This is a genomic window from Sporosarcina sp. P37, assembly GCF_002109365.1.
Lineage (GTDB): Bacteria > Bacillota > Bacilli > Bacillales_A > Planococcaceae > Sporosarcina.
Genome location: NZ_CP015349.1, coordinates 1037760 through 1058063, shown reverse-complemented (window position 1 = coordinate 1058063; position 20304 = coordinate 1037760). Strand labels below are relative to the sequence as shown.

At 46.4% G+C, this 20304-nt stretch carries 20 protein-coding genes; 11 read left to right on the top strand and 9 right to left on the bottom strand.

Annotation, left to right across the window (positions count from 1 at the left end; all coding sequences use genetic code 11):
* Positions 1-5: 5 nt before the first annotated feature.
* Complete coding sequence (locus tag SporoP37_RS05545; protein WP_085430473.1) at positions 6-938, top strand: methyl-accepting chemotaxis protein; 933 nt, start codon at positions 6-8, stop codon at positions 936-938.
* A gap of 288 nt (positions 939-1226) precedes the next feature.
* Here the strand turns inward: SporoP37_RS05545 and SporoP37_RS05540 are convergent, their stop codons facing one another.
* The 6 genes from SporoP37_RS05540 to SporoP37_RS05520 all read right to left on the bottom strand — a co-directional run bounded on the left by SporoP37_RS05540 (position 1227) and on the right by SporoP37_RS05520 (position 5083).
* Entirely contained in the window at positions 1227-2069 is an 843-nt protein-coding gene (locus SporoP37_RS05540; RefSeq protein ID WP_085430472.1) for an RluA family pseudouridine synthase, read from the bottom strand.
* A gap of 13 nt (positions 2070-2082) precedes the next feature.
* The gene (locus tag SporoP37_RS05535; RefSeq protein ID WP_081242733.1) at positions 2083-2556 is read right to left on the bottom strand and encodes a thioredoxin family protein; all 474 of its coding nucleotides are present in this window, start codon (positions 2554-2556) and stop codon (positions 2083-2085) included.
* Between the two features lie 6 nt (positions 2557-2562).
* Complete coding sequence (locus tag SporoP37_RS05530; RefSeq protein WP_081242732.1) at positions 2563-2982, bottom strand: disulfide oxidoreductase; 420 nt, start codon at positions 2980-2982, stop codon at positions 2563-2565.
* A gap of 74 nt (positions 2983-3056) precedes the next feature.
* A complete protein-coding gene (locus tag SporoP37_RS05525) occupies positions 3057-4394 on the bottom strand; it encodes a hemolysin family protein (protein ID WP_085430471.1) in 1338 nt (445 codons plus the stop codon).
* Positions 4395-4682: 288 nt separating this feature from the next.
* Positions 4683-4835 carry a hypothetical protein gene (locus SporoP37_RS16895; RefSeq protein WP_155961311.1) on the bottom strand — a complete coding sequence of 51 codons (153 nt, stop codon included), beginning with the start codon at positions 4833-4835 and terminating at the stop codon, positions 4683-4685.
* Between the two features lie 44 nt (positions 4836-4879).
* Positions 4880-5083, bottom strand: a complete 204-nt coding sequence (locus SporoP37_RS05520; RefSeq protein ID WP_081242730.1) for a YheE family protein — start codon at positions 5081-5083, stop codon at positions 4880-4882.
* 84 nt (positions 5084-5167) lie between these two features.
* Between SporoP37_RS05520 and SporoP37_RS05515 the strand changes: the two genes are divergently transcribed.
* Positions 5168-5560 carry a ferritin-like domain-containing protein gene (locus tag SporoP37_RS05515; protein ID WP_081242729.1) on the top strand — a complete coding sequence of 131 codons (393 nt, stop codon included), beginning with the start codon at positions 5168-5170 and terminating at the stop codon, positions 5558-5560.
* 1 nt (position 5561) lies between these two features.
* Here the strand turns inward: SporoP37_RS05515 and SporoP37_RS05510 are convergent, their stop codons facing one another.
* Entirely contained in the window at positions 5562-6341 is a 780-nt protein-coding gene (locus tag SporoP37_RS05510) for a helical backbone metal receptor (protein ID WP_085430470.1), read from the bottom strand.
* A 172-nt stretch (positions 6342-6513) separates the two neighbouring features.
* On the opposite strand from SporoP37_RS05510, the gene SporoP37_RS05505 reads away from it, so the two are divergent.
* The 4 genes from SporoP37_RS05505 (at position 6514) to SporoP37_RS05490 (ending at position 10503) form a co-directional block, all read left to right on the top strand.
* Positions 6514-7671, top strand: a complete 1158-nt coding sequence (locus SporoP37_RS05505; protein ID WP_085430469.1) for a DUF445 domain-containing protein — start codon at positions 6514-6516, stop codon at positions 7669-7671.
* 11 nt (positions 7672-7682) lie between these two features.
* The gene (locus SporoP37_RS05500) at positions 7683-8033 is read left to right on the top strand and encodes a YlbF/YmcA family competence regulator (RefSeq protein WP_081242726.1); all 351 of its coding nucleotides are present in this window, start codon (positions 7683-7685) and stop codon (positions 8031-8033) included.
* Positions 8034-8094: 61 nt separating this feature from the next.
* Positions 8095-9606: a coproporphyrinogen III oxidase gene (locus SporoP37_RS05495; RefSeq protein ID WP_085430468.1), complete on the top strand. Its 1512-nt coding sequence runs from the start codon at positions 8095-8097 to the stop codon at positions 9604-9606.
* Positions 9607-9723: 117 nt separating this feature from the next.
* Positions 9724-10503 carry an enoyl-CoA hydratase gene (locus SporoP37_RS05490; RefSeq protein ID WP_085430467.1) on the top strand — a complete coding sequence of 260 codons (780 nt, stop codon included), beginning with the start codon at positions 9724-9726 and terminating at the stop codon, positions 10501-10503.
* A 137-nt stretch (positions 10504-10640) separates the two neighbouring features.
* On the opposite strand, the gene mgsA is transcribed toward SporoP37_RS05490, so the two are convergent.
* Positions 10641-11045, bottom strand: a complete 405-nt coding sequence (gene mgsA / locus SporoP37_RS05485) for a methylglyoxal synthase (RefSeq protein ID WP_231293305.1) — start codon at positions 11043-11045, stop codon at positions 10641-10643.
* Between the two features lie 209 nt (positions 11046-11254).
* Positions 11255-11440 carry a YhzD family protein gene (locus SporoP37_RS05480; protein WP_081242722.1) on the bottom strand — a complete coding sequence of 62 codons (186 nt, stop codon included), beginning with the start codon at positions 11438-11440 and terminating at the stop codon, positions 11255-11257.
* Between the two features lie 200 nt (positions 11441-11640).
* On the opposite strand from SporoP37_RS05480, the gene SporoP37_RS05475 reads away from it, so the two are divergent.
* From SporoP37_RS05475 to yhaM, 5 genes are all read left to right on the top strand, one after another.
* Complete coding sequence (locus SporoP37_RS05475) at positions 11641-12540, top strand: ABC transporter ATP-binding protein (protein WP_081242721.1); 900 nt, start codon at positions 11641-11643, stop codon at positions 12538-12540.
* Positions 12533-13792: an ABC transporter permease gene (locus SporoP37_RS05470; RefSeq protein ID WP_085430466.1), complete on the top strand. Its 1260-nt coding sequence runs from the start codon at positions 12533-12535 to the stop codon at positions 13790-13792. Before SporoP37_RS05475 ends, SporoP37_RS05470 begins: the two co-directional genes overlap by 8 nt.
* Positions 13793-13947: 155 nt before the next feature.
* On the top strand, positions 13948-15168 hold the full coding sequence (locus SporoP37_RS05465) for a metallophosphoesterase family protein (protein ID WP_232329814.1): 1221 nt from the start codon (positions 13948-13950) through the stop codon (positions 15166-15168).
* A 1-nt stretch (position 15169) separates the two neighbouring features.
* Positions 15170-18025, top strand: a complete 2856-nt coding sequence (locus tag SporoP37_RS05460; RefSeq protein ID WP_085430464.1) for an ATP-binding protein — start codon at positions 15170-15172, stop codon at positions 18023-18025.
* Positions 18022-18960, top strand: a complete 939-nt coding sequence (gene yhaM / locus SporoP37_RS05455) for a 3'-5' exoribonuclease YhaM (protein WP_081242717.1) — start codon at positions 18022-18024, stop codon at positions 18958-18960. Before SporoP37_RS05460 ends, yhaM begins: the two co-directional genes overlap by 4 nt.
* Positions 18961-20304: the final 1344 nt, after the last annotated feature.

Sequence of the window (20304 nt, the reverse complement as noted above, 5' to 3'; positions counted from 1 at the left end):
ACAAGATGGGGATATTCAGAAGACAGCCCGAGCGGCGCGCGCTGAATGAGCATATAAACATTCAGATGCCGCCTATTCAGGAGAAGAAGCCGGATCCACAGCGTTTTAAGCAGGCAGAGACAGAATTGACTGCAGCAGTGGCCCAGCATGAAAAAGTAAACGCGCAGCATCATGTTTTAGGCGAAGCTGTATCGAGCATCGAAGACAGTTTTCATATCATACAGGAACTGAGTGAGAAAACGACAGACTCATCTGCACAGCTGCAAGATAACGGCCGTTCATTGGAAGAAAAATCAATTTATATGGTGAAAGAAGCAGAACATGGAGCAGAGGACGTCCGATTAACTGCTCAGGTCATGAAAGACTTAGGTGCGCATATGGCGGAAACGGGAGAAAGCATGGCACAGTTAAGCGACCGCTCGGTAGAGATTCAGTCGATTGTCGGTGTGATTGAAAATATCGCTGCCCAAACGAATCTGCTGGCACTGAATGCTTCCATAGAGGCTGCCAGGGCAGGTGAGTATGGCAAAGGATTTTCAGTTGTTGCTCAGGAAGTACGGAAGCTGGCGGAAAGTACGTCTTCCAGCACGAAAGACATTCAGCAGCTGACAAGTTCTCTTAAGGATGAAATTCTCCAGGCGCTTGAGGAGACGAAGAAAAGTTCCAAGCTGATCGAACAGGGAGTGGCTGTCAGTTTACAGACTGCCTCTAAAATTGATCATATTCTGGAGACGGTTCAAGAAAGTCAATTGGATATATCTTCGATTGAAAAGATGATTGTGGAACAAAATGAGTTATCCGCTCTCATGCAAAAAGAGTTGCAAAAAGCCAATTCGCTATTTTCTGCAGCACATGAGCTGATCGTGGAGCATATTGAAGATGCGAAAGAAGTGGATAAGCGGCTGGAAAGCAGTATTCAGCAGTTGCTGGTGAAGTAATTATAATGGAATGTCCCGGAAGTCAACGCACTTCAGGGGCATTTTTTTTAAAAAGTGAAAGTTTAATGTGTAATTGCAGGGGATTGTGAGTGGGTATCTATTTGGGGATTGCCGTATATCTGTGCACTTTGCAGAAATTAAGACATCTGTCCGGTAATTCGGATTTACGCTGATCCTATCAGAGTCTCCTCCATCTTCCGCAGCAATTGTAATTTTAGGCGGAGAGACAAGAAAGAGCTGTCGCATGAGGTCGTAAGAGTACGGCGGCACGGACAGCTCTGTTTTGTTTTATTCAGTTTCCAGTACGGTTACTTCCGATGTGATTGGATGTGTAAATGCCACTTTGGAAGCGACCAGTTTATAGGGTCCTCTTGCGATTGTCTCACTGCCATACAGCTGATCACCGACTACGGGGTGTCCGAGGTGCGCAAAGTGAACCCGGATTTGGTGTGTGCGGCCAGTTTCTAACTGCGCCTCGACCAAAGTAGTGTCAGGTTTGCGTTCGAGCACTTTGAAGTGTGTAACAGCGGATTGGCCGGACGGAGATACTCTGCGTCTTGTGGCGTGATACCGGTCTTTTCCAATTGGCATATTGATTGTGCCGCGTGGCTTTCTAAGCTGTCCTTCTAATTCGGCAGTATAGTACCGCTCAATTTGATTCTGTTCCAGCATCCGGTCAAACATCGTTTTTGCAAGCGGGTGCTTCGCAATGAGCAGAATGCCTGCCGTATGCTGGTCGAGGCGGTGAATATGTTCTGCATAAGTGCCGCCTTTAGATTCAATATATCCCATGACCTCGTTCATCAATGTGCCGGTGCCGGGAGCGTGTTCAGGGTGAACAGAAAGCCCTGCCGGTTTGTAGACTGCGAGTACATGCTCGTCTTCCCAAAGGACACGAAGTGAATCAAATGGCTCGGGTTTGTAGGAAGAATGCACACCGTTAAAACCGAAAATCAATTCAGTTCCTTCAGGGAGCAGTTCTTTCCATTCCACCGGCTCGCCTTCTGTATTGGTTACGCTTTTATCCATGCGCATTTGGTGAACGGATTTCTTGCCGCCCTGCCACTGTTCTCTCAATAATTTTTCAATGGTCTCGCCGGGTTGCCGGGTCGTGTAATGAAAACTTGTCATCTGAATAGTCTCCTTAGTTGCTTTCAAATTCGTCAAAGAATGCTCTGATCTGGTCGTCTGGCTGTGAGCCTACTGTTCTGCCCTGCTCTTTTCCATCTTTGTAATGTACAAGAGTAGGCCATGCGGTAATATCATATTCGCTTTTTAATTCATTTTCGAATTCAAGCAAGTTGTACTGATAGACGTGCGCATCATATTCGTCTGCGATCGGCATAAGACGCGGTGTCATGTCCATACAGTGCGGACAATCTGGGCTGAAGTAATACACCGTTGTCGGTTCTCCGCTTTCGATCTGTTTAAAAATATCCTCAGGAAGCGCGACGTTCTGATAATTTTCATTGTCCAGCAAATCGATAGTGGACTGCTGCAGATTATTCTTGCCATACGGGTTGTCCGCCAGTTTTGTTTCATTGGACTTATTATTGAGGACGATGATCAAAATAAAGATTACGACAATAATTCCGCCAATAGCTAATAATTTTTTCATTGTGGTTCACTCCTTTGTATGTTTTAAGAGTACAAGACTTGCGATGAAAATAAAAGCGAATGCTACCAGTGCCAGAAAGGGAATTGTAATAAAGCCGAAATAATTGATATATGTGCCTGTACAAGAAACTCCTCCGCATTCTGGGGCACTATTTTGTAAGAGGGACAGTTTCTGAATACCGTAATGGTAGAGTGAGATGCAGCCTCCGATAAAGGAAAATGCAGCGGTTGTCCAGGCAATTGTTGTATTCTTTTGAATGAGTGCGAGCAGGCCGATCAAGACAATCGGGTACATGAAGATTCGCTGATACCAGCACATCGTACAAGGTATGTAGCCTTTGATCTCTGAAAAATAAAGGGATCCGAGCGTGGCGATGAGTGCGGCAGCCCACATGGACAAGAGCCAGTTTTCTTGTTTTTTGTTCATAAAGTATCTCCTTTCTTTACTTATAGTTCAGGCTCACGAATACATAAAAGCTTTCCCTTTGTAGGGGAAAGCTTTTATTGTGACGTATCGGCGGCTTCATTGGTTGCCGGATCAGGCGGCTGTTTTTTAGCTTCGAGGTAGAGGATATGATGTCCGTCCACTTCTTTTACAGTAAATTCATACCCTTGTTCGATAATCTTTTCACCCTGTATTGCTTCAAAACGCTGGTCCATAAACCAGCCGCCGATCGTATCGATATCCTCTTCCAAAATCTCAATGTTCAATGCATGGTTCACATTTTCAATCAGCATTTTGGCATCCAGGATGTAATGGTCTGTGCCGACTTTTTGAAGCTCCGGCAATTCGTCGAGGTCAAACTCGTCCCGAATTTCGCCAACGATTTCTTCCAATATATCTTCTATAGTAACGAGGCCGGATGTTCCGCCATACTCGTCGAGAAGAACCGCCATATGTATACGTTCACGCTGAATTTGCAAAAGCAAATCTCCGATAGGAACGGTTTCGATGACCCGAATAATTGGCTGCATATAATTTACGACTGACTTGCTGCCGTTTGTAGGATCTTTAATATAAGCAGTCAATAAATTTTTCATGTTGATCAATCCGATGACATGGTCTTTATCGCCGTCGATAATCGGATAGCGTGTGTATTGCTCAACATCCATCAGTTCAAATACTTCAGATAATGTCATTTCTTTATCTACAGTCATCATTTCCGTTCGAGGCAGCATGATTTCTTTAGCGACACGATCATCAAATTCGAAAATCCGGTTCACGTATTTATACTCTGCCTGGTTGATTTCACCGCTGCGCAAACTGTCGGATAAGATGATTCGCAATTCTTCTTCGGTATGACCTACTTCTAATTCGGAAATGGATTTGAAGCCTAGCAATCGTGTAACGAGTCGTGCTGATCCGTTCATTCCTTTAATGATCGGGTACATCAGCCGGTAAAATAGATTCAGGGGCACCGCAAGTGACAAGGACAATTCCTCCGCCTTATGCAATGCGATGGTTTTTGGAGCTAATTCTCCCACCACGACATGCAAATAGGTAACAATCGCTAAAGCGACGGTGAATGAAAGAATGGTTTCGACATTGGCATCCAGCGTAAGTGTTTCAAAAACCGGTTCCAGCATCATGCGCACTGTCGGTTCCCCGAGCATACCGAGACCAAGAGCCGAAATCGTAATTCCTAGCTGACAAGCTGATAAATATTCATCTAAATTATCGGCAATTTTTTTAGAAAGAACCGCACGTTTATTTCCTTCATCGATCAGCTGATCGAGACGCGATGAGCGGACTTTCACGATTGCAAATTCACACGCAACAAAAAAAGCGGTGATAGCGATCAAGGCAGCAAATGCTGCCAAGCGTATGGCAATATCCAAATAATAGCTTCGCGCTTAACCCGGATGAGGGAAAAGAACAAAGCGTACACCTCCTGTAAAGTAAAGTTAGTTATCTCTTATAATAATTTATATAGGCAGAAAATACAATTCCATTCACTTATACAATAGAAAAAATATTTTTACGATTAACAAGATATGGTGCTGACAAAATACGTAGTTGTATCGCTGACCGGCGTTTGAAGGCGCCGCGAGGATATGAAGGAAAATAAAAACTGAGGACAAATTCCCTTTTTGCGGAATTTGTCTTCAGTTTCAGTCAGTATTTCTTTACTCACCGTAGCGCGGCTGTGTTTCTTTAAAGGCGTTTTGCTCATTTGGGACACGGCTTTTGTCTTCGAAAACATTTTCGGTTTTCTGGTTTTGTATTTTCATTCGTTCTTTCTCCAGCTGCTGCTTGCCTTTAGATTGTTCTTTACCCATAACAGCACCTCCTCTACTAAGAGGATGGTCAGTTAAGGCACGTATCATTCATAGACGTGGAAAGTCATAAGATCATGGACCATTCCGAGCACTTGATCTTCATCGGGCGGTGTGCCGTTTGTCCAATTTACTGTGCCGTCTTTATGGTAGTCACCGGTGTATTGTTTATTTTTATAATAAAACGAAATCGTCCAGCCCGGCAAATCAGTGTCTGCGAACATTTTTTTATAACTGAAATGTTGTAGCATAGTGTTCTCTCCTTTACTTGGTAAGTAGTGATATCCTGTCCGTTCATTTCATAAACTGGCCAAAAGGAACGAAAGGATGAGTGTGTGTTTGTTACTCAACTGCGCAATGCGATCGAGGAAGAGTATAAATCATATTTTTATTATAAGTCCATGTATCAGCTGACGGATGATCTGCTGTGGCGGGAATTCATCCGCCATGCATACGAAGATGAAAAAAGTCACTATGAAATGTTCCAGCAGCTGCATTATATGATGACTGGAACATTTGTGCCAAATCCGAAAAAGCCGGCTCCTTGCACCAATTTAAAAGAATCAGCAAAAAATGCGCTGGTCTATGAATTGGAAGCGGTGGAGCAATATAAAGAAATGTTCCTGACTATTCCGTTTGAAGCGGCGTATGACCCGCTATTCATCGCATTACATGATGAGATGGAGCATGCAATCCGGATGTCTACTATATTTAATGGAACGAAGTAAATCAGACATCAAAAGGAAACTCTTTAAAGTATTTTGCTCCTTCGAGCATCCGTACGCCATACCAGAACATTTCACCGTCGATCAGCTGAATGGCTGAATCAGGAAGCATCTTTTGAAATTCTGCCTGCTGTTTTTCTTTAAACGGATAGGGCTCTGACGACAGTAATACTAAATCCAGATTCGCATCTTTAAATTGTTCTTCCGTTAAGGCAGGGTAGCGGTCAGCTGATTCAGCAAAAGGCGTGATGAACCCCATTTCCTGCAGTAACGAGTTGATGTATGTATCTTTACCTGCGGCCATATAGGGCTTTTTCCAAATGACGTAGGCGACCCGTGCAGCTGGAAGAGCCGGAAGTTCCGAGAAAGCCTGTTTAATATCCGAACAAAGCGAACGTGCCTGCTCTTCCCGATCTGTCAGGATGCCCATGTCGGTAATCATCCGGTACGCTTCATCAATCTTTTGAACTTCTGCTACATACACCGGATAAAAAGCGGAAAGTTCTTCAACCATTTCTTGTGTGTTTTCTTCTTTTTCCATAATAATCAGATCTGGTTTTGTTGCATGGATCTTTTCCAGCTGCAAATCTTTTGTTCCGGCTACAGCGGGAACAGTTTTTGCCTGTTCCGGATAAATACAATAGCGCGTACGGCCGACAATTTCTTCTTCAAGCCCGATGCCAAACAGTGTTTCAGTAATACCCGGACATAATGTAACAATTCGTTTTGGCGGAAAGTTGTACACAACCGTTCTTCCTAAGTGATCAGTAATTTCTTTTTTCAATGAAATGAAAGCCTCCTTATATCATGTCGTCTAACCTGGCAATCGTGTGAGCAACACCTACTTGCAACGTACCTGAACAGCTGTCAAATGTAAAGTCAAAAATCCCGGCCCCTAATTCCTTTTCATTCAGCAGGTTTTTGTTATAATTGGAACGAAGACCAAGTGGAATTAGGTGAAGCGATTGAAAATAGTACTGACTATTTTGTTCATGGCGTTTATTGGCGCATTAATCGGCGGGGTGACAAATCATCTGGCGATTAAGATGCTTTTCAGGCCACATGAAGCAAAGTATATCGGAAAGACCCGATTGCCGTTTACACCCGGATTGATACCGAAACGCCGAAATGAATTGGCGACACAGCTTGGCAGGACAGTAACAAATTATCTCCTGACGCCTGATCTGTTCCGGAAGAAAATGCTGACGCCCGGAATGCAACAGCGGGTGGAGAAGTTTATTCAGGGCAAAATGGATCAATACGTCCTGCAATCCGATAAAACATTGAATGACTGGCTCGGCCTTGCGGGTGCGGATAAACTTCCTGAGCAAGTGGAAGAAAAGTTGCTGACATTAATTGATATTCAGCTACACGATATGAAGTCCAAAGTGACGGCGGGCACAGTCGAAGAGGTTATCCCGCTTCGATGGCAGCAGCAAGTTGAAGATAGAATTCCTTTGGCCGCTGATTTTATTCTGCAGCGCGCCGGCCAATTTATCGATTCCGCAGAAGGAAGGCAAACCTTCCAAAAGCTGATAGATGATTTCCTGAACTCCAAAGGAACATTCGGCGGTATGCTGAATATGTTATTTGGAGAATCAGATTCACTTGTCGGCAAAGTACAGCGGGAGGCACTGCGCTTTGTGGATGCTCCCGGAACAAAGGAGTTACTGAATCAGCTGATCTATAAAGAATGGCGCAATATTCAGCAGAAGCCGATGGAGCAGTTGACGTCCGGTTTCGACTTTGATAGTGTGTTTGAATCAGTGAAAAACTACGCACTGAATCAATTGGCAATAAGAGACCGGCTGGATTATAGTCTTGTGCAATATTGGCCGCAGGGGTCTACGTGGACTGCAGCCAATGTCACGCCGAAGATTGTCAGCTTTTTATTCGCACAGGCGGAAGCGCAGCTGGAAGAATCATTAAAGAAACTGAAGCTCGATGAAATGGTGAAAGAGCAGGTAGATACGTTCCCTGTGGCGGTTTTAGAAGATCTGGTGCTCGGTATTTCACGCAGAGAGTTTAAGATGATTACGGTTTTGGGCGCTTTACTTGGCGGCGTAATCGGAATCGTGCAAGGAATTATCGCACTTACACTAAATGGATTGTAGGAGGAGATTGTATGACAGTAAATATTTATGATGATATGAATAAGTTGGAATCCACGTTACGCAAGACAGATCAGTATATCGCGGTGAAAAAAGCGATGGAAGATGTGAAGTCAGATGAAGAAGCACGCGTGCTATTCGAAAGTTTCCGTGAAATTCAGATGAATTTGCAGCAAAAGCAAATGGCGGGTGAAGAGATTGCAGGCGAAGAGCTTGAGCATGCGCAGAAAACAGCACAACTGGCGCAGGAAAACCCGACGATCATGGCGATGCTTACAGCTGAAATGAAGTTGAGTGAATTAATTGAGGAAGTTAACCGTGTCGTGCTGAAGCCTGTACAAGATTTATACGAAAGTTTTAACTGATAGATTCATCGAAACCGGCCATGGCCGGTTTTTTTGAACAGATGGAGAGTAGGAGAGAACGATGCAGCAATTATATATTAACCAGCCATTCCCGCAAGATTGGATCCGCATGTTCACACATTTGGCCAATTTATTTTTCGAACAATCTAAAATCGTCACGGACAAGCCAGAAGAAACTGCCATCTCCGTGCAGTTTTCTGAACAATATGATGAAACGCCGAATATATCCGCGGAATTGCGATGGAACGGGCAACACGTTACATCCCTTTTTTCTGAAGATGTGAAGGAAACAAAAGAACGCGAGCAGCTCCGCCAGCGAAAGAGAATGTATTCCCATGTCTTGCTTGATGCACTGGAACAGGCAACCGGAATGGACCAGGAGTGGGGAATATTGACAGGTATCCGTCCGACGAAGCTGTATCATATGTATCGCCAGGACGGGTACAGCGTTGACGAAGCAAAGCTGTTACTCCAGAAGCGCCATCGCGTTTCGGAGCGCAAAAGTGAATTAATTGCGGAAATTGCAGATGTTCAGCTTACTGCACTTCCCGATTTGTATTCATTAAAAGAAGAAGTGAGTATTTATATCGGAATTCCGTTCTGTCCGACAAAATGTGCGTACTGTACTTTCCCTGCATATGCAATTCATCGTAAAAATGGACGGGTGGAGACATTTCTCGACGGTTTGCATGAGGAAATGCGTGCGATCGGCAAATGGCTGCAGGAACATAATATTCGCATCACGACTATCTATTTTGGCGGCGGCACACCTACGTCAATCGAAGCGGATGAAATGGATGCGCTGTATCAAACGATGACGGATTCATTCCCTTATATGGAGCAGGTGCGTGAAGTGACAGTCGAAGCCGGACGTCCTGATACGATTACCATTCCGAAACTGGAAGTGCTGAAAAAATGGGGCATCGACCGTATCAGCGTGAATCCGCAGTCCTATACGGATGAAACGCTAAAGGCAATTGGCCGTCATCATTCAGTGCAGGAGACCATTGACAAGTATTGGCTGTCCCGCGAACAGGGGATGCGTAATATCAATATGGACCTGATCATCGGACTGCCGAATGAAGGTCTGGCTGAATTTGAACATTCACTTGCCGAAACAGAAAAGATGCAGCCCGAATCTCTGACGATTCACACATTATCGTTCAAGCGTGCTTCTGAAATGACACGCAACAAAGACAAGTATCAAGTGGCTGATCGTGAAACGGTAGGGAAGATGATGAAGCGCGGTGAAGAATGGGCGCATGATAATGGCTATATTCCATATTATCTCTACCGCCAGAAAAACATTTTAGGGAATCTCGAGAATGTCGGCTATTCAAAGCCAGGCGAAGAAAGTCTCTATAATATTTTAATTATGGAAGAAGCGCAGACGATTATCGGACTTGGCTGCGGTGCTTCGAGTAAGTTTATGGAGCCGGCGACAGGCAAGCTGACACAGTTCCACAACCCAAAGGAACCGGCTGCGTATATAATGGGATTTGAAGAAGCGATTGACCGCAAAATCGCTTTCCTGGAAGAAATATTTCCGGCCGTTCAAACAAGTAACGAATGAGTAATAACCCGGTCATGGAGGTGGCTGGGTTTTTTTACGAGAAAGTTATGCAAATCCTCAGGTAATTGTGTATAATGTAATGAATGAATAACCATTCATAAAAAGGGGGAGTTACTTATGACAAAAAAGATTGAGCTGGCTATCGAAGGAAGACTGGCAACGGTGACGTTTAACGAGCCGGACGCAATGAATGCAATGGACGGGGTCATGATGAAAGAATTAGCTGATATCGTAGAACAGCTAAAGGATAATTCAGCGGTACAAGTCGTGCTGTTTAGAGGAGCAGGCCGCGCGTTTTCTGCCGGCGGTAACGTTAAAGCAATGCTGGATCCGAATGGTCCGATGAAAATGGAAGACGTTATGGTCGACTTGTCGCGGCTGGCACTGGCTATGTACAGTATGCCGCAAATTACGATTGCTTCTGTGCACGGAGCGGCAGCGGGACTGGGATGCAGCATCGCGATTGCCTGCGACGTGGTGATCGCGGAAGAATCCAGTAAGATTGCAATGAATTTCATCGGCATTGGACTGGTTCCAGACGGTGGCGGACATTTCTTCCTGAAAGAACGTGTGGGCACGGCTAAAGCGAAACAACTTATCTGGTCCGGAAAAGTATTGGACGGAAAAACTGCGATGCAAATTGGTCTGGTCGACGAACTGGCAGCGGACGGAGAAGCGTGGAACACAGCACAGCAGCGCGCGCAGCTCATCTTGCATTCGCCAACCGCGTCCATGGCAGCATCGAAGAAAATTCTCCACGCAGCGGGAATTGCAGAACTTGAGCAGATAGTAAAACTTGAAAGCGAAGCGCAGACAGCCATGCGCAAAACAGCTGACCACCGCGAAGGCGTGCAGGCTTTTGTGGAGAAAAGAAAACCGAATTTTACTGGTCAATAATAAAAAAGACACGCAATACACCGCGTGTCCTTTTCAGTGAAATTATTGTTATTCTGGATGCCGGGTCCTTGCGGCGCGTACAGCAGAAGAAAAGATACGCGTACCGGTCCATATCTATTACCGTCATTCACCAGGAATTATTGATATTTAGCGGCTGTTTCTCTCCACGAGAAATAGCCTTTTTCTACGGCACGCAGCAGTAACTCAGCTGAAGCCAGATTAGTGGCCAGCGGAATGCCGTATACATCACATAATCGAAGTAAAGCACTCACATCCGGTTCATGCGGCTGTGCAGTCAGCGGATCCCGGAAGAACAAAATCAGATCCAGCTTACCTGTCGCAATCATCGCACCAATTTGCTGATCCCCGCCAAGCGGTCCTGACATAAGGCGCGTAATGGAAAGATCGGTTTCTTCCATGATGCGTAATCCCGTTGTGCCCGTTGCGTAAAGAGAATGTTTTGCAAAAATTTGCTCGTAAGCAATTGTGAAATTGACTAATTCAGCCTTTTTTTCATCATGTGCAATTAAAGCGATGTTCAAACGAGTCACTTCCTTCTACGATTTCTTGACGACCATAGCGTATCACAAATTAAGTGAAAAATCTTGTTATTTTTTTGCAGCTGTTAAAAGCATGGCGGCCGGCTTATCAGTGAATTGAATAAAGAACATCCCCCGATGATCTGATAAATCATCAAGGGATGCCGGGTATTGTCATAGTATTTTATTAGTATATTCGAAGGCGGAATGATTCACGAATGGAATAATAATAGCTTTCCAAGAGGGGAAGCAAGGCGATGCGTTTTCTCGAGAAGATCTTTTTCCGTCAGCAGCTGATTGCCCTGCTCTTTTGCCGCGTCATCCGATTCAGCAGTAAAAGTCTCCTCAGTAATTAAAGAACCGTCTTTTTCATAGGCAGTGAGTTTATAAGTTTTCATTCTATCTCCTCCATTGTGTTTTAATTCAGTATACTATGAATCATCCGCAATGAATAGCAATTCATTGTATTTCACAGATACATACCCTTTGTTCTTTTATGCTTCCGTTATAATAAAATAGGGAATAGTTAAAAATATGAAACATATCTTCAATTGAATCGTAGAACGAGATAGAGAGATTAGTAAAGGAGATGAACTGCATGGCATTACAGCTGGAACAAGTCACCAAGCGTTTCGGGGACTTTACCGCAGTGGATCAGCTGTCACTGACGGTGGAAGAAGGAACGATGTATGGCTTTTTAGGAGCAAACGGCGCCGGAAAAACAACGACATTCCGAATGATTTTGGGCTTATTAACTGCCACGGAAGGCAATATTTCTTGGAATGGCCGCACGATTTCCTATGAGACGAGTCCGATGATCGGTTACTTGCCTGAAGAACGCGGGCTTTACCCAAAAATGAAAGTGCTCGATCAACTATTATTCCTTGGCCAGTTACGCGGCATGAAAAAGGCAGCTGCAAAGAGCGCGGCGCTTCATTGGCTGGAACGATTTGAGGTGCCGCATTATACGAATAAAAAAGTAGAGGAGCTGTCCAAAGGAAATCAGCAGAAAATTCAAGTCATCGCGGCATTGCTTCATAATCCAAAACTGCTCATTCTGGATGAACCGTTTTCCGGGCTGGATCCAGTGAACGTAGAGATGCTCAAGAAAGCAATAGTTGATTTCCGCAATAGCGGAGCCACGATATTATTTTCCAGTCACCGCATGGATCACGTGGAGGAATTATGCGAACAACTGAGCATTATTCATCATGGACAGCAATTGGTCAGTGGCAAGCTGCGTGATGTTAAACGGTCATTTGGCAAACAAAATGTCAGAATCCGCGCAGATTTCCCGCTGACAGAGCTGGCAGCGACAGAAGGCGTCACGGCTGCCCATCATTCATTGGAAGGCGCGGTCTTTCAAGTGGAAGACGAGCAGATTGCGCATCAATTGTTGCAGGCGGCACTGCAAAAAGGACCGGTTCGGCACTTCGAAATAGAAGAACCATCTTTGCAAGATATATTCATTGCGAAAGTAGGGGAAGAGCATGCGTGAATTTTGGATTATTTTTAAGCAAAGTTTTTTGACTAAAGCTAAAACGAAATCATTTTTTATTACAACGCTTATTATGGTGGCAGGAATTTTCCTTTTTGCCAATTTGCCCAGCCTTATTGACAAAGCAAGTGAGCTGTTTGGAAATTCGGAAGATGATAAAGTGCTGGTAGTGGATGAGAGCGGTCTGTTGTTCGACCGGCTGCACAATCAGCTTCAGCAGCATGAACAAGGGATTTCACTCGAGCTTACAGATGAATCAAAAGAGCAGCTTCAGCAGCAAGTGAAGGACGAGAAAATCGCGGCCTTTATGGAATTGGATTTGAATGCTGAACAAACGATTGAAGCGACTTATACAACAGCAAGTATGGTGGATCAGTTCCTTCCATCGGCGCTGCAGGATGCATTACAAAACATTCAGACCGAAGTGAAGGCGGAGCAATTATCTTTATCTGGTGAACAAGTATCTACGTTATTTGCGCCGATTCAATTTGAAAAACAAAATATCTCGGATACTGCAAAATCAGAGGATGAGCTGAATCAGGCACGTGTTCTCGTGTATGTTTTGATGTTCGTCATCTATTTTGCAGTCATCATTTATTCATCCATGATTGCAACAGAAGTGGCGACAGAGAAATCATCAAGGGTCATGGAAATTTTGATTTCAAGTGTATCTCCTGTTAAGCATATGTTTGCAAAAGTACTCGGAATCGGCTCGCTCGGCATTGTGCAAATTCTGATTTACGCAGCAGCGGGGTTCCTTGCCTATACATCGTCTTCTTCCGGAGAACAAAATGAACTGTCGGCATTCTTCAGTCTCGAAAATCTGGAAGTAAGCACACTGATCTATGCCGTGATTTTCTTCCTGCTAGGCTATTTCCTGTATGCCACACTTGCGGCGCTGCTCGGCTCGCTCGTCAGCCGGACAGAAGACGTACAGCAAATGATTATGCCGATGTCACTGCTCGTAGTAGCGGCATTTATCATTGCGGCGACAGGGCTTGGAAATCCGGAAATGGGTTATTTGAAGGTTACATCATTCATCCCGTTTTTTGCACCATTGGTCATGTTCCTGCGTGTCGGCATGCTTGATCTGCCGCTTTGGGAACCTATATTGTCTATTGGGATTATGATTGTAACGATTTTTATCCTAGGCTGGTTCGGAGCGAAGGTATACCGTGGCGGGGTACTGATGTATGGCCCGTCTCGTTCTTTAAAAGACTTGAAAAAAGCTATCCAGCTCGGAAAAGAATAACATGGGAAGCCTGCTGTCATAAATTTATGATGGCGGGTTTTTCTTTTTATCTCCATAAATGCACGGCACTTCTGCATCAGCCAAAAATGTAATTTGTTTACTATGCAATCTTTCCAGCAATGGAAGGACTATGGTAAAATAGAGAACGAGTATTCGTGGAAGAGGTGCAACCAATGAAACCGATCCGTTTTTTACATACAGCTGACCTGCACTTGGACAGCCCTTTTAAAGGCATGGCATCAGCAGGGCCCGCTGAATTGGCAAGACTGCAGCAGTCAACTTTTGCCGCATTCGACCGTTTTATTGCCTATGCTGTTAAAGAACAGCCTGATTTTATCGTCATCGTCGGCGATTTATATGATGGAGAAGATCGCAGCCTGCGTGCGCAGATCCGTTTTCAACAGGGCATGCAGCAATTGCAAAACGCAGGTATACCTGTTTTTATCTCCTACGGCAATCATGACCATCTGGCAGGCAAGTGGACAAGAGTTTCTTTGCCTGAAAATGTAGCTGTTTTTTCGGCAGATGTAGAACAAAAACAGCTGAATGTCCGGGGAGATCACATCTATCTGCACGGCTTCAGCTACCCGCAGCGCCATGCCAAAGATCCGATGATCATGCACTATCCGGAAGCAACGGACGGAATCCATATCGGACTGCTTCACGGCAGCGTGGCAGGGGATGCGGAGCATGCGGTGTATGCTCCGTTTACTGTCAGTGAACTGTTGGATAGGAACTATCACTACTGGGCGCTCGGTCATATCCACAAACGTCAGGTACTGTCAGAGGACCCGCCCATTGTCTATCCCGGCAATATTCAGGGACGACATCGAAATGAACAGGGGCTGAAAGGTTTTTACGACGTTTCATTGACACATCATACAGCTTCGCTGAAATTCGTCGGTACGTCAGACATCGTCTTCACTTCATTGACGGTATCCTGCGAAGGGATTGAATATGCAGATGACTGGATTTCAGCCTGCCAGGATGCAATTGATCATCTGACGGCGGATACAGGAAATATCGTCGTGGAATTACTAATGGAGAATACGGAAGGACTTGCTGAAGATCTGGCAGCTACGGAATCAGAGTGGCTTGATATTTTGCGGGAGCAGTATGAAGGAATGGAGCCGTTTGTCTGGATTTCATCCATTAAGTGGCCGTCTGCCCGCCAGTCGGATCGCTCCGGCACATTGCTTGATCCGGTTGAACAAACGCTGTTTTCTTGGCAGGCGGACGACTGGAAAGAGCTGGTGAAAGAGGTGTACGGCCATAAAGCAGGTCGTTACCTCGAAGCGCTGACCGCGGAAGATATCCGAAGGTGGAAGCAGCAGGCCGCAGAGTTATTAGAAAACGAAATGCTGAAGGAGGGCTAGTATGAAAATTCGAAAAATCCTGCTGTATGGATTCGGGCAGCATGAAAACTTGGAAATTGACCTGCAGCCCGGCATGAACCTTTTGTACGGACCGAATGAAGCAGGTAAAACGACAATCCAGCAAGCCATCCTTCACATTTTATTCGGGTTTCCTCAAAAGAATCAGCAGGAGCTGCGCTATGAGCCAAAAACCGGCGGGAAGTACGGCGGCTGTCTGTATGTTGAGGATCATGAATTTGGCAATTGGATGATCGAGCGCATACGCGGAAAGTCTTCCGGAGATGTCAGTATCCGTTTTGATGACGGACGCACTGCGCCGGAAGAAGAGCTGAAACGTCTGCTGAGGGGATATGACCGGCAGGCATTTGAATCGATTTACTCATTCTCGCTGTTTCAATTGCAAGGTCTCGAGAAAATGGATGAAAATGAATTGAGCCGCACATTACTGGCATCAGGCACAACCGGACTCGACACGCTGTGGAAAGTCGAGAAAAAGATGGAGAAAGAAATGGGAGGTCTTTTCAAGAAGACAGGTAAAATTCCGCCTATGAACCAAAAGCTGACTGAAATTCGTGAGCTCGAACAGGCCATGCAAAAAGAACAGCAGAAACTTTCAACATATGAACCGCTGACTGTCCGTAAGCAAGAATTGGATCAGCAAATAGCTGCATTACGTATTGAAGAACAGCGTTTGTACAGGCAGTCGGAGGAACAGCGTATCGCGATGCAAGTCGTTCCGCTGCAGCAGCAGCGCAGTCAGCTGGCGGAACAACTTTCTCACCTGACTGTTGAATTCCCCGCAGCCGGTATACGCCGCTATGAAGAATTGGCGAGTAAACAATCAGAGCTGGAATTAACAATCACCCGTCTGCAGAAAAAAACAGAAGATCTGCAATCTGGCTTCATCGGACTGCGGCCTGAAAATGAAAGACAGCAACTGGAACGGTGGGCAGCACAGGAAGCGGAGTGGCACAGGCTGCGTAATGACCGGCTTTCAGCTGAACAAGAAATTCGGCTGCTTGAAAAGAAACAGCAGCAGCTGACGAATCGCCTGGGTCTCAGCGACGAGCAGCAGCGGGCAATAGAGCACATGGATGTATCAGTTCAACGGGAACATCAGCTGGAGCCGGTGCTTGAAGAACAAAGACAGACAGACCAGCAGGTAAAAGCAGTTCAGCGCCTGCTGGCGGAAGCGGAAAGTGAACGTCAGCAGGCCGAGCAGCGAAAAGAACGTTTGAAAAGTCTTCAATTAAGTGAAGAAGAGCGGAAAAAACTTGCGGCCTGGCCAACACTTCAGCGTCAGCTGGCAGAGGCAAAATTCATCGTATCTTCAAACAGCAGACAGAACACAGGCAAGCAGATGCCGTTCGTCATTCTGCTCATCGGACTGGCAATTACAGCATATAGTGTGTTGCAGCAGCAATGGCTGTTTGCGCTCCTTGGATTAGTCAGTGCGGCAGCCGGTATCTGGCTGTTGAAAAAACAGCCGGATTCAGCAGCGGATCAGCAAGCTTTCATTCGGGATCATGAAGCATTGGCGGCCGAACTTGAAAAATTGGCTGAACGGGATGATTTGCATCGAAGGGATCAGCGTCAGTTAGATACAGAAATTGAGAGGCTGGACCATAAATTACAAAAGTATGCATCGGAAATGGAACAGCTTTATGATCAGAAGCAACAGACAGTGTTGAAGATGAAGGAACTGCTGCAAGATGCACCGTTTGATCCGACTTATAATATTCAGGAAAGCTTCCGCCTGTTGCGTGAATTCCAGGATACTGCAGATGACCAGCGCACGTGGCGGCAGCGTCTGCACACAACGGCTGAACATATTCAATCATTGCTGCATGAGGCGGAAAAATTACTGGGGCCCGTGCCGGAAGAAGGTTTGTACGAGCGGCTGCGTCAGGAACTGCAGCGCCAGAACAGTCTTCAGGAAAAACATCAAACACGGGATCAGAACATGATAGAAATCCATGATCAGCTGCAGGAAGCAAAAGCTGTGCTGGGATCTGTGACAGCTGAAATTCAGGAGCTGTTTGATGCAGCGGGCGTGTCAGAGAAAGAAGCGTTCTTCACGGCTTATCAGCAAGATCAGGAAGCCCAGTTACTGAAAAGGCAGCTGAAAGAAGTCGAAGCCCAGCTGTCCTTATATGCGAAAGAGCCGGCAGCGGATGAATGGACGATACCGGAACTTGAGCGCAAGCGCAGTGAAACGGCAACTCGTCTGCAGGCGATCCGCAAAGAAGTGACGGCCCTAGTAGACGAGCAAGTCAAAGTAGAACATGAACTGTCACAAATGGGCGCAAGTCAAACATACAGCGAACTTCAGCAGTTATTTGAAGTTAGAAAAGCAGAGCTGCAGGAAATGAGTGCCCAGTGGGTCATCCGAAAAGCGGTCAGGGAATCGATCCGTCAGACGATGAGCGAGTGGAAAGAACATCAATTGCCGGCCGTTCTGAAGCAGGCGAATGAATGGTTCAAGCGTTTGACGGCTGACCGCTACGCGACGCTCGGCCTGACAGCTGCGGGATATTTCCAGGCAGTGACGGCTGAAGGACAATCCTATGCGATCAATGAACTGAGTCAGGCAACGAAAGAGCAGGCTTACCTGTCACTGCGTCTTGCATTGGCCTATGAACTATCGGAGCAGGCCCCGTTTCCGATTATCATGGATGACCCGTTCGTTCACTTTGATAATGAAAGACTTTCAAGTATGATAGAAATATTGAACGAGTTACAGCCATCTCATCAATTTCTGTACTTCACCTGCCATCAGGAGATGAAGTCGAAGTGGTCAACTGAGCCCCACGTGATCGAGATCGGACCAAAAGTAAAAGGAGAGATTCATGGATGAAAAAACTTATGGAACACCAAGTCGGCGAATCTGTTGACATGTATTTATTAATTAAGCAGGCAACAAAAGGTGTCACGCAGCAGGGGAGTCCGTTCATGACATTGATTCTCCAGGATAAAAGCGGGGATCTTGAAGCGAAACTTTGGGATACAGGTGAAGAGCAGGCGCAAATGTACCAAGGCGCAACGATTGTAAAAGTAGGCGGGGAAGTTCATGAATACCGCGGCAAGAACCAATTGCGCATTAAAGCGATCCGTCCGGTCAAAGAAGATGAAGGCGTATCCATCGCAGATTTAGTCCCGTCTGCTGAAAAGAGCAAGGAAGTGCTGCTCGATGAACTGATGCAGTTTTTCTTTGAGATGAAAAACCCGCAAATTCAGCGCATAACGCGCCATTTGCTGAAAAAACATCAGCAGAAATTCGTGCTCTATCCGGCGGCAACAAGAAACCACCACGACTATGTGTCCGGTTTGCTTGATCATGTGGTGTCGATGCTGAAACTTGGCAAGGCGATTGCGGAGCTGTATCCGACGTTGAATAAGGATTTACTGTATGCCGGAATCATCTTGCATGATATCGGGAAGGTCATTGAGCTGTCAGGCCCAGTCGGCACGCAGTACACGATCGAAGGAAATCTGCTCGGCCATATTACGATTATGGTCAATGAAATTGCTAAGGCCGCAGAGGAGCTGGAGATTGAGGGCGAGGAGTTGATGCTGCTTCAGCATATGGTGCTGTCTCACCACGGGAAAGAGGAGTGGGGAAGTCCGAAGCGTCCGATGCTGAAGGAGGCGGAGATTCTTCATTATATCGATAATATAGATGCGAAGATGAATATGCTGAACCGTGTAATGTCGAAGACTGCGCCGGGTGAGTTCTCGGAGCGTGTCTTCCCGCTGGATAACCGTTCGTTTTATAAGCCTACGTTTGAATAAGCTGTCGGGTGTGTTGGGGCGTTGCTCGATTGGTTGTTGGGGATTGAAGTTAGGGAGTGTCCGCTTTTTGGACCCGCGCCGGCACGTGGGGGATTGCCTTTCGTCATGAGCCAGCTGGCGATAGTGCGCGCCAGTTGTCTTATGACTTCGGCCGACCCCGCAGTTGTGCCTGCGCTGCTGAGCGGAAGCGATCCAGGTTGCTGTTTAAAAAGGGAAGAAGTGCAGTGACTGGTAGACGACTGGCGTATGCTTTGGCAAATGACGTGTCATGTTCTGCTTCCTCCTAACTAAACGGAAGCGCCTTACAAGCGGTAGGCGTAGCGATGAGACTGACAGGCGCACTTCCTGTCTGGCTCATTGCGGAAGCCAGCCGCCAGCGCCGCAGTGAGTTCAATGCTGTTCAGGCTCTGGTGTTGGGATCGTTGCTCGACTAGTTGTCGGGGATTGGAGTTAGGGAGTGTCCGCTGTTAGGACCCGCGCCGGCACGTGGGGGATTGCCTTTCGTCATGAGCCAGCTGGCGATAGAGCGCGCCAGTTGTCTCATGACTTCGGCCGACCCCGCAGTTGTGCCTGCGCTGCTGAGTGGAGGCAATCCGGGTTGCTTTTTTAATGAAGATGAAGACCAGTGACTGGTAGACGACTAGCGTATGCTTTGGCAAATGAAGTGTCATATTCTGCTTCCCCTAACTAAACGGAGGCGCCTACCGCCAGCGCCGCAGTGAGTTCAATGCCGTTCTGGTTCTAGTGTTAGGGTCGTTGCTCGACTCATTGTCGGGTGATGTAGTTAGCAACAGTCCACTCTTAGGACCCGCGCCGGCACGTGGGGGATTGCCTTTCGTCATGAGCCAGCTGGCGATAGTGCGCGCCAGTTGTCTTATGACTTCGGCCGACCCCGCAGTTGTGCCTGCGCTGCTGAGCGGAAGCGATCCAGGTTGCTGTTTAAAAAGGGAAGAAGTGCAGTGACTGGTAGACGACTGGCGTATACTTTGGCAAAAGACGTGTCATGTTCTGCTTCCCCCTAACTAAACGAAGGCGCCTTACAAGCGGTAGGCGTAGCGATGAGACTGACAGGCGTATTTCCTGTCTGGCTCATTGCGTAGCCATCCGCAAGCGCCGCAATGAGTTCAATGCTGTTTAGGCTCTGGTGTTGGGGTCGTTGCTCGACTAGTTATCGGGGATTGGAGTTAGGGAGTGTCCGCTGTTAGGACCCGCGCAGGCACGTGGGGGATTGCCTTTCGTCATGAGCCAGCTGGCGAAGAGCGCGCCAGTTGTCTCATGACTTCGGCCGACCCCGCAGTTGTGCCTGCGCTGCTGAGCGGAAGCGATCCAGGTTGCTGTTTAAAA